General features: G+C 42.6%; 10 protein-coding genes. 7 read left to right on the top strand and 3 right to left on the bottom strand.

Going from position 1 to position 9245, the window contains the following annotated elements; all coding sequences use genetic code 11:
* Positions 1-20 precede the first annotated feature (20 nt).
* Entirely contained in the window at positions 21-725 is a 705-nt protein-coding gene (locus tag ACM0OS_RS02040; protein ID WP_414541481.1) for a DUF6920 family protein, read from the bottom strand.
* A gap of 896 nt (positions 726-1621) precedes the next feature.
* Here ACM0OS_RS02040 and ACM0OS_RS02035 point away from each other — a divergent pair.
* Together ACM0OS_RS02035 and ACM0OS_RS02030 are read left to right on the top strand one after the other, a co-directional pair.
* Positions 1622-3574 carry an ATP-binding cassette domain-containing protein gene (locus ACM0OS_RS02035; RefSeq protein WP_414541480.1) on the top strand — a complete coding sequence of 651 codons (1953 nt, stop codon included), beginning with the start codon at positions 1622-1624 and terminating at the stop codon, positions 3572-3574.
* The gene (locus ACM0OS_RS02030) at positions 3571-4806 is read left to right on the top strand and encodes an ABC transporter permease (protein ID WP_414541479.1); all 1236 of its coding nucleotides are present in this window, start codon (positions 3571-3573) and stop codon (positions 4804-4806) included. The genes ACM0OS_RS02035 and ACM0OS_RS02030 overlap by 4 nt, the downstream gene beginning before the upstream one ends.
* On the opposite strand, the gene ACM0OS_RS02025 is transcribed toward ACM0OS_RS02030, so the two are convergent.
* Positions 4756-5088 carry a XisI protein gene (locus ACM0OS_RS02025; protein ID WP_414541478.1) on the bottom strand — a complete coding sequence of 111 codons (333 nt, stop codon included), beginning with the start codon at positions 5086-5088 and terminating at the stop codon, positions 4756-4758. The genes ACM0OS_RS02030 and ACM0OS_RS02025 overlap by 51 nt on opposite strands.
* Complete coding sequence (locus tag ACM0OS_RS02020; protein WP_323310474.1) at positions 5076-5489, bottom strand: XisH family protein; 414 nt, start codon at positions 5487-5489, stop codon at positions 5076-5078. The genes ACM0OS_RS02025 and ACM0OS_RS02020 overlap by 13 nt, the downstream gene beginning before the upstream one ends.
* A gap of 258 nt (positions 5490-5747) precedes the next feature.
* Here ACM0OS_RS02020 and ACM0OS_RS02015 point away from each other — a divergent pair, with 258 nt between their 5' ends.
* From ACM0OS_RS02015 to ACM0OS_RS01995, 5 genes are all read left to right on the top strand, one after another.
* Positions 5748-6494 (top strand): ABC transporter permease, encoded by a 747-nt coding sequence (locus tag ACM0OS_RS02015; protein WP_414541477.1) that lies wholly within the window; start codon positions 5748-5750, stop codon positions 6492-6494.
* Positions 6495-6511: 17 nt separating this feature from the next.
* On the top strand, positions 6512-7282 hold the full coding sequence (locus ACM0OS_RS02010; RefSeq protein WP_414541476.1) for a TIGR04255 family protein: 771 nt from the start codon (positions 6512-6514) through the stop codon (positions 7280-7282).
* Positions 7283-7286: 4 nt separating this feature from the next.
* Positions 7287-7913 (top strand): hypothetical protein, encoded by a 627-nt coding sequence (locus ACM0OS_RS02005; protein ID WP_414541475.1) that lies wholly within the window; start codon positions 7287-7289, stop codon positions 7911-7913.
* Between the two features lie 8 nt (positions 7914-7921).
* On the top strand, positions 7922-8719 hold the full coding sequence (locus ACM0OS_RS02000; protein WP_414541474.1) for a hypothetical protein: 798 nt from the start codon (positions 7922-7924) through the stop codon (positions 8717-8719).
* Between the two features lie 221 nt (positions 8720-8940).
* Positions 8941-9189: a hypothetical protein gene (locus ACM0OS_RS01995; protein WP_414541473.1), complete on the top strand. Its 249-nt coding sequence runs from the start codon at positions 8941-8943 to the stop codon at positions 9187-9189.
* The last annotated feature ends 56 nt before the right edge of the window (positions 9190-9245 follow it).

The following is a 9245-nucleotide window of genomic DNA, read 5'->3' as shown; positions in this document are numbered from 1 at the left end:
AAAAATATTTATATTTTGATCTAGTGTACCTCATTACAGACGGAAGTGCTGTAACGAGCCTCAGCTCGACAAGTAGCGATCGCCCCTTCAGCATTAAACTGAAATACGAGGGAGACAGTTGTTGCGCCATCCGTCAAAGTAGCGCGAGCGGAGGTGTCATTAATTGCGTCCCATAGCACACCCTGACTGGGTAATAGGGCAGTAGGATACCAAGTTGCCTCAGCAAAGTACCGTAACAATTCACCTTGATTGTTTTCAGGCGCACCGTGCATTTTTGCAACTGTAAAAAGACCTAGCAATGATGCGTGTAAGCTGCCTTCTCCTAAGAGATAAGTATCATGAACAAAGGCATTAACTCCTGGAGCCATCTGGATGCGTGCATCCCAATCAAAACCGAGGCGTTGAGTCATCACAAGTTGAGTGGCAGTAAACGGACTCCACTTAGTTTCCTTTTCATTCAGATTGAACTGTCCTTGCTGAGAGAGCTTGACCACAGCCACTATCGCTTGTCCATCCTTGAGTACTGTCCGAAAAAATCGCTGTACGGGATCTGGTAAGCCTTCAATTTCTTTTTGCTCATAGATTTGGGGCTTAATTGTTTGCCGTCCATTTATTAATTTGGCTCGTAAGTTATCAGTGTTTAACTGCCAGCGATAGCTACCATAGATCGCAGCAAGTCCGAGGCAGACTATGATTAAAACACCAATCATTGCAATCCATTTCATCCACATGATACTTACCTATATTTGTTAATTCAGAAGTTGATAGATTGTGATGATAAAAATGATTATGAAAATAGATGTATAGATTGACTTAGTATATTTGGCTAGCCAACTTGGAAGATAAATATCAAAATTGTCTTTTGTAGAGTTTGAGTATTTTCGGGCAAGCAGATTAAATGGGCAATGTAATTTAAAGGTTAGTAGGGTTAGACCTTCTAGGAATACAAATCCATAACCAATCCAGAGCCAGCGATTGAGTTTATTTGCGATTGCGGCATAAAGCATATAGAAAATCACAAAATTGAAGAATACCCATATCAATGTGTGAACAATTTTAATCAGCGTTAATTTGGTTTCACTTTCCATATTGTCTCAGTATGCTTTCTCTATCTTTGGTATTAAAATGCGACAAAGACATATAAGCTATTACGAGTGTCCCCCAGTTTAAACAAAGAAATTTGGTATTTACATTGCTTCTTCATATCCCCCTATGTTGACAATTACATCAGATTGAACCTAAGTTTTCACTAAAGCATAAAACATCAAATACTTCTTGTATCTGAATAGGTAAATAAAATTAATTTCATCTATTTCTTTGGAAGTATTTATCAGAATACGTATAATTTATACATGATTGAATCATTCAAATAAACATGATATTTAATTGAAAATTTTATACTTATTTTTGTAAAAATAAGAGAAAATAGATGGGTATATAGAAGTCTTATCTGCAAAGTGAGAATTCGCTGTGTCCAGATACCCGACTTCATAAAAGTTGTCGGATATATTATTTGTCATGTTGCCATATACTGCCCGAAGGTCTTATGATTTAGGGCTGCTGTATAAAGAAGTATTTTGATTGGTTATTTGTCTTCATTCCTTTAGCAAGGTTTTAGCCTATGAAACTTTCCCATGAGTTAATTCCTGCTGCTTCTCTAAACTTAAATGAGGTGACAATCGAGGTTCGGGGACTCTACAAACACTATGGTAAAACCATTGCAATTCGCGGACTTGATCTGCAAATCCGCCGTGGCGAATTGTTTGGATTGATTGGGCCTGACGGTGCAGGTAAGACAAGCACATTCAATATTTTGGGTGGCGTGATGGAGGCTACCGCAGGCGATGCTAAAATTCTGGGATTACCTGCCCGTGATGCGCGAAATTACGCTGGATATTTAACTCAACAATTTTCTCTTTATCCCGATCTGAGTGTGGATGAAAATATCTATTACAGTGCAGGATTGCGACTTGTCCCCGAAAATCAACTTGAAGCGCGACGCACTAAGTATCTGAAGTTGATGCAACTCGATTCATTTCGCGATCGCCTTGCCGGTCGTCTTTCTAATGGGATGAAGCAAAAGTTAGCCTTGTGCTGTGCATTAATTGCTGAACCGCAAGTATTATTACTGGATGAGCCAACAACTGGAGTAGATACCATTGCTAGGCGTGAGTTTTGGGACATTCTGGCTGGATTAACTGCCCAAAATATTACCGTACTAGTTGCGACTCCCGATCTAGATGAAGCCGAACGCTGCGATCGCGTGGCATTAATTTACAACGGACAAATTCAGCAAATGGGTTCTCCCACAGAACTCAAGGGTAATTTAGGCTTAAATCGCTTAATTATCCGCACTTCGCAGCTAATTCAAGCAGAAAAAGCCCTGATTGTCACAGGTGAAATTGTAGAGGTGTCAACATTAGGCGATCGCTTGGAAGTTTTGGTGAAAGATGTGAAATCGGGAATTGCCTTTGTGCGCGATCGCTTGACTCAAAACAATGTACAGTTCGAGGAAATTCAACCAGAATCACCCACACTAGAGAACGTTTTCACCACACTGTTACGTCAGAAAGGTTCTGTACCAAAATCTCTGGCATTTCCGCGAGTCAAAAGCTTGGCAATATCTGAACCTGCAAAGGCGAAAATAGCGATTTCTGCACATAATCTCAATCGCGTTTTTGGTGACTTTCACGCCGTTGTGGATTTGAATCTTGATATCCGCTATGGCGATGTTTATGGACTTCTGGGGGCAAATGGAGCCGGAAAAACCACCGCCATCAAAATGCTATGTGGACTATTACCAATTAGTTCTGGCGAAATTTCCCTGGCTGGAGAAACAGGTAATCTTCGCAGTGCAGAATTGCGGCAACGCATCGGCTATATGAGTCAGAAGTTCACCCTCTACGATGATTTAACAATTCTGGAAAATTTGCAGTTTTATAGTGGTGTGTATGGCATTCCACCCCGTCAGCAGCGAGAAAAAATTAGTTGGGTGTTATCCATTTCGGGATTAGAAGGACAAGAACATTTACTGACAAGACAACTCCCAGGTGGATGGAAGCAACGGGTAGCATTTGGCGCATCCGTCATCCATGAACCAGAAATTTTGTTTTTAGATGAACCAACTTCTGGCGTAGATGTTTTAGCACGTCAGCAATTTTGGCAATTGATTAATGATTTTGCTCGTCATGGGACGGCAATTTTGGTGACAACCCATTATATGAACGAAGCAGAACAATGTAGCCGGATGTGTTTTATGGTTGCAGGGCGGAAAGTTGCCGAAGGTTCTGCCAGTGAGATTAAAGCTGCACAACCTGGTCAATTATTTGAGTTAAAAATTGGCGAACTCCAAGGAAGTTACGATCGCTTACGGCAATTTCTCGAACCGTGGCGTGTCTCCATTTTTGGCGATCGCCTCCACGTTGTTCTCGATCATCCTACCGCAGAACTGCCCCAAGTGCGGTCATATCTGCAATCGGCAAATCTCTCTCTTACAGATATTCAACCCATGCCATTTTCCTTAGAAGATGCGTTTATTGGGGAAGTGCAACGAGCCGGAGGTGCGCCGCCATGATAATTCGCCGCATTCGCAATCAATTATTCAAAGAATTAGAGCAGTTTGTGCGCGATCGCTTAGGTGTTGCCCTCGCCTTCATTTTACCTGTAATTGCCCTGCTAATTATTGGGTATGCAATTCGCCTGGAAGCGAAAAACATTGCCCTGGCGGTGCGCGATTTCGACCAGACAAGCTTCAGCCGGAGTTATATTGAACGACTATACGCCACCAATTTATTTGTCCCCGCACAATGGCAAGGCGAACGCTTTCCCGATGCGATCGACCGGGGAACGGCTCAAGTGCAAGTCACCATTCCACCAGACTTTACTGCTGAGGTACAAGCGGGTAAAACTGGAAATCTTCAAGTTGTGATTGATGGCAGTGATGTGATCAACGCACGGGTAACAAGATTGGCGATTCAGGGAACAACTTTGTCAGTTGTACAAGCTCAACTCGGTAAACTTGCTGACTCTGTTGGTGTAATTTCTCAGGTGCGACTCTGGTTTAATCCCGGACGACAGGAATCATTATTTATTGTACCTGGAAGTTACGGGGTAATTTTAGCAATCTTTCCGCCGTTGTTGATAGCGTTAGCCAAAGGCTTTGGCGAAGCCATCGCATTAGTGCGAGAAAAAGAACAAGGGACAATTCTACAGCTTTACGCCTCTAGTCTCAGCGCCTCGGAACTATTGCTAGGTAAATCCTTAGCCTATACCCTCGTGGGATTGGGAGAAGCTTTAATTCTGTTTATTGTCGGTTTTTTGTTGTTTCAAGTCCGCGTGATTGGTGATCCCACCCCCTTAATTATTGGCACTCCCATATTCATCTGGGTAAGTGTACAACTCGGATTAATCATCGGCATTTTCACTACCACCCAAAGCGCAGCTGTACAGGCGATCGGCACAATTAAAGTGCTGACTGCCTTTTTGCTGGCAGGATTTTTGTTTCCCCTCAATACAGTGCCGTTTCCATTTTCTATTGCTTCCTACTTAGTCCCCGTGCGGTATTACATCGAACTGTGTCGGGATGTATTTGTGCGGGGTTCAGGCTGGTTTGGAACTTGGCATCTCATCGGTGCTTTGCTGCTTTTGGGAATTGTCGAGTTTGCGATGGCTCTGCCGGTTCGCTTGCGACCATCGCTTGGTGGGGAATGCGACGAATGCAACTATGAGTTATTACCCACATTCCGCAGATGTGACTCAGAAAGCAACGCCGTAATTAGTGTAAGGGCGTTTGTACGGGGGATGTAAACCTAAAATAATATCTGACGCGGGAACTCCTTTATCCACTAATTCTTGACCAATATCAGCTTCAGTCATATTATATTGAATCCAGATTTTGCCGTCTTTAATATCTAAATGAATATAACAGGCATAAATACGATTTAGTCCTTGCCAGCCAAGATCGAGAATTTGATAATGATCATGTTCTGTATCAAAAATGAGTTGACATTCAATATTTGGCTCGTTTGTTGTGGCATGAGAAATTAGTAATTCCCGCACAATTTGGCGATATTTAGCTAGTTTTTCCATGCGATAATCTCCTCTTTATTTGGTTCATAAGCTAAAATTTTTAGGTCATACTGTAAAATTGCCGCTTGAGTAAAACGTTCCTGAAAAAAGGTGTTAAAAATATCAATAGGTACAGCCAAATAAAGAATTCTATTAGATTCTGTCATCTGCAAAGCCAGACGATAACTAAGAAATTGACCTAAAGCATTATGAAAGTCGCTAATATTGGAAGGATTGATAAAACTCTTAACTTCTACAGCAATTTTCTGTCCATCTTTTTCGGCGGCAAATACTTTCTCTGCACCAAGGTCAATTTCTAGTTTAACGCGGTCAATACGAATAGTTAATGGATCATTAGTGATTGTCCACCCGTCTTTGATTAAGGCTTGTTTAACAGCTTGATGAAATAGGTCTTTAGCCATAGCTTATAACAGAATATGGTTTCATCAGGTGGCAGTAATTCGTTTCGGTAGGACTCAAAGGTAATACTGTCTGCAAAATCTTGACGTTGCAAAATTAGATTTGACCAAGTTCTAAAGAACTTTATATTAATAATAGTAGGCGATCGCACTTTTCAATCACAAATGGATCACACTTTCTCACAAATTCCGTAGCGACTGTCTTAAAAGTCAAGCGATCGCACTATACGCCGCCAATTTGTTTGTACCAACACACCGCCGTTGTTGATAGCGTTAGCCAAAGGCTTTGGCGAAGCCATCACATTAGTCCGAGAAAAAGAACAAGGGACAATTCTACAGCTTTACGCCTCTAGCCTCAGCGCCTGGGAACTATTGCTAGGTAAATCCTTGGCATATACCCTCGTGGGATTGGGAGAAGCTTTAATTCTATTCATTGTTGGTTTTTTGTTGTTTCAAGTGCGCGTGATTGGCGATCCCACGCCCTTAATTATTGGCACTCCCATATTCATCTGGGTAAGTGTACAACTCGGATTAATCATTGGCATTTTCACTACCACCCAAAGCGCGGCTGTACAGGCGATCGGCACAATTAAAGTGCTGACTGCCTTTTTGCTGGCAGGATTTTTGTTTCCCCTCAATACAGTGCCGTTTCCATTTTCCATTGCTTCCTATTTAGTCCCCGTGCGGTATTACATCGAACTTTGTCGGGATGTATTTGTGAGGGGTTCAGGCTGGTTTGGAACTTGGCATCTCATCGGTGCTTTGCTGCTTTTGGGAATTGTCGAGTTTGCGATGGCTCTGCCGGTTCGCTTGCGACCATCGCTTGGTGGGGAATGCGACGAATGCAACTATAGAGATATTTTCTACTTGTACTTGCATCGGCGGTGTCTCCTGCTCAATTACATTGAAGTCGCGCTAGGCTATTTGCTTGTAGTGTGTAGGAAACCTTTACAGAAGTGTAAAGTGAGATGTAAAATGGAATCTCTAGGGCATCCTTTTGATATATGAAAACAGCAGCGCCGAAAATGAGTCTTGCGCCCGTGTTCTACACACTGGCTCAGGTGCAATTCAACCCAATTGCCCAAATGTCGGATTATGTTGCCCGTTTGCAGGAGCGCCTGCGCCGAAGTGGGTTCCCCGACTTCCAAGCCGAAAATCAATTAGAACTCACAATTCGCCGACTAGATGAATCACAACCTGATGTTCAGCCTCAGCAGCATATGCGTTGGAGCTTCATGAATACTCAGCGTACTGAAGGATATCTACTGCTCTCGAATGCCTTGGTTTTTCACACTACTACATACGATACCTTTGCAGATTTCTTGCAGAAGACTATCTTTGGCTTAAACTTGGTTCATGAGATTGTTGAACTGGCTTACGTTGAACGAATTGGACTTCGTTATCTTGATGCTGTTGTACCGATCAATAATGACACACTGCAACAATACTTGAATCCATCTCTGCTCGGTTTTTCTGCAAATCTAGAGGGTCGTCTAAGCCATAGCTTTACTGAGACTGTCACAGTTGTTGATGACGGCAATTTAGTTGCTAGAGCGGTTATTACCGATGGGGCATTAGCTTTGTCACCTGACTTGATTTCGTTACAGCTCAAACTACAAACCCGATTCACAGAGGTTAATTGTCGAAATGCTGTGTTAGATACTGATTATTTCGTTATTAACCGAAATAGTTTTGATCTCAAAGAAATTGAAGATCAACTTTTGAAGGCGCATGAAATCATTACAAATGCTTTCAATGTTTCGGTAACTGACTACGCTAGAGCAAGTTGGGCTTAAGACTATGAACACAACAAGGCAAATCTATCCACCCTTTTCTATCAAACCTAAAAACATCTCCACGCCTCAATCAGCTATCACAATCGTGGTTCCGCTATTGATTTGGACAGCCGGTACTGGTGGAGTTATGACACCACATAGTACGGCTGAGGTACTAAACCGATTTCATTATCCACGTATACATATCGAACCTTCTAGGGCAAAGCAGGTTGATGTGCGATCCCCTGCGGAGCATGTGGCAAACATCCGTGATGTATTTGCTATTAATATGTCTGATCTGGCTTCTGTTCTTGGGGTCACTCGTCCTACTGTCTATGCTTGGCTGGCAGGACAAGAGCCAAAGGGAGAAGCAGTAATACGTATTCAGCAGTTGTCTTGCGCCGCCGACAAATTTAATCAAGCAAACATCATCCGTCTAGATAAACTGGTGCATCGTCCAATTTTCAATGGGCGTTCCTTGCTCGATATACTCAAGACAGATGAAGACCCTATAGCAGCTTTAGCCACTCTCAAAGTAATGGCTGATAAAGAAGCACAGACCCGTCGTGAACCGAAGGGTGCTGGAAAACATTTGAGATCGCTCGATGATGTGTTGGGTGAATCCTCTGTGGCTATTGATAAGAGGAGTTAGTACAAGAAATGCCTTGGTCTCGAAACACCACATGGCGACAGGGTAGCGTACTTGCTCAGAAAGACTTTCAGGCTTTGGACTTAACCAATGTACCTGGTACTGATCTGGCTGTAGCAATATCTCACGATTGTGATATCGCCAATGACAATCTGGATGCTGAACCTGCTGTAGAATTCATCTTTGCTCGCATTCTAGAGCAGCACAATGGAAACTACACTCACGGGAAAAATCCGCGCACTTTACATCTGGATTACACACACGATGAAAAACTTATTTACCTTGAACTACTTGCCTCAAAAAGAGTGATAGTACAGAAAGATAAGCTTGAGGCAGTTCAGCCTGATGAGACTTATAAACTTACTCATTCTCGGCAGATTCTTCAGAGTTGGTTGGCTGCTAGATATCGTCGCCATGCTCTGCCAAACAGCCTTGTTGATCGGCTTCGTGAAGTTTTTGCATACATTGAGAACAAAGGCAAGAAAAATTCTTCTGGAATATTGTCTTTCCGTCTATCTTATGACCCCGAAGATGAACTTCTTACCGAAGAACCGTATGAACTTTGGCTCAACATTGTTTACATCACTGATAAGGATGAATACCGCATAATGTCTGAACAGATCGCACAAAACTTGAGGACAGAATTTCCTAAGCTTTTAGAAAAGACAACGGATTACGGTAAGGTGATTTTACGCAAGTGCGAAGCGATCTCTGAAATGGAATTCACACTTCGCGATATGCGTGAAACAGTTGAGTACCATCTTGAACACTTGAGCTATCGCACTGAGCCTTCGGGACCGATAATTTAGATAACTATAGAGGATGGCACGTGCGATAGCGAAGCGCTGCTGCAAGCAGTTCGCCGATCTTTTAGGATACGTTAATGAAATGTAACGCACCATCTAGATGCTGATTTCTACTAAAACCGTAGACTGGGATCTATGTGATTTCCTCAACCTCCTCAAAAGGCTTATTTTCCGCCTTCTGTTAAAATAGTGGGTACTGACTGACTGCCATAGGAGATCAACTTATGACGATCGTGATTAACCTGACCCCAGAGTTAGAGGAGCAGCTACGCAAAAAAGCTACTCATCAAGGGCAAGATATCAGCCTTGTTGCTGCTGAACTTTTGGCAAGTGTCCTTGAGTGGGAAGCACAGGATTCAGAGGATGCTATAAAAGGCATTCAGCAGGGATTAGATGATTTTGAAGCAGGAAATTTCCGCTCTTTCAATGAATTTGCTGATGAACAACGTCGTAAATATAACCTGCCAGCATGACCTATCGTGTTGAAATTTCAAGCATAGCGGAAGCAGAAGCAGATAGCGCATTTCTG

Origin of the sequence: Nostoc sp. CCY0012 (assembly GCF_963920855.1) — a bacterium.
GTDB lineage: Bacteria > Cyanobacteriota > Cyanobacteriia > Cyanobacteriales > Nostocaceae > Cyanocohniella.
Note: the sequence above shows the minus strand (reverse complement) of the source record. Positions and strands in the feature narration are given on the sequence as shown.

Excerpts from the sequence above, each read along its gene's own strand:
- ACM0OS_RS02030 (WP_414541479.1), top strand. The coding sequence starts at position 3,571 with ATGATAATTCGCCGCATTCGCAATCAATTATTCAAAGAATTAGAGCAG.
- ACM0OS_RS02020 (WP_323310474.1), bottom strand. The coding sequence starts at position 5,489 with ATGGCTAAAGACCTATTTCATCAAGCTGTTAAACAAGCCTTAATCAAA.
- ACM0OS_RS02040 (WP_414541481.1), bottom strand. The coding sequence starts at position 725 with ATGAAATGGATTGCAATGATTGGTGTTTTAATCATAGTCTGCCTCGGA.
- ACM0OS_RS02025 (WP_414541478.1), bottom strand. The coding sequence starts at position 5,088 with ATGGAAAAACTAGCTAAATATCGCCAAATTGTGCGGGAATTACTAATT.
- ACM0OS_RS02035 (WP_414541480.1), top strand. The coding sequence starts at position 1,622 with ATGAAACTTTCCCATGAGTTAATTCCTGCTGCTTCTCTAAACTTAAAT.
- ACM0OS_RS02000 (WP_414541474.1), top strand. The coding sequence starts at position 7,922 with ATGCCTTGGTCTCGAAACACCACATGGCGACAGGGTAGCGTACTTGCT.
- ACM0OS_RS01995 (WP_414541473.1), top strand. The coding sequence starts at position 8,941 with ATGACGATCGTGATTAACCTGACCCCAGAGTTAGAGGAGCAGCTACGC.
- ACM0OS_RS02010 (WP_414541476.1), top strand. The coding sequence starts at position 6,512 with ATGAGTCTTGCGCCCGTGTTCTACACACTGGCTCAGGTGCAATTCAAC.
- ACM0OS_RS02005 (WP_414541475.1), top strand. The coding sequence starts at position 7,287 with ATGAACACAACAAGGCAAATCTATCCACCCTTTTCTATCAAACCTAAA.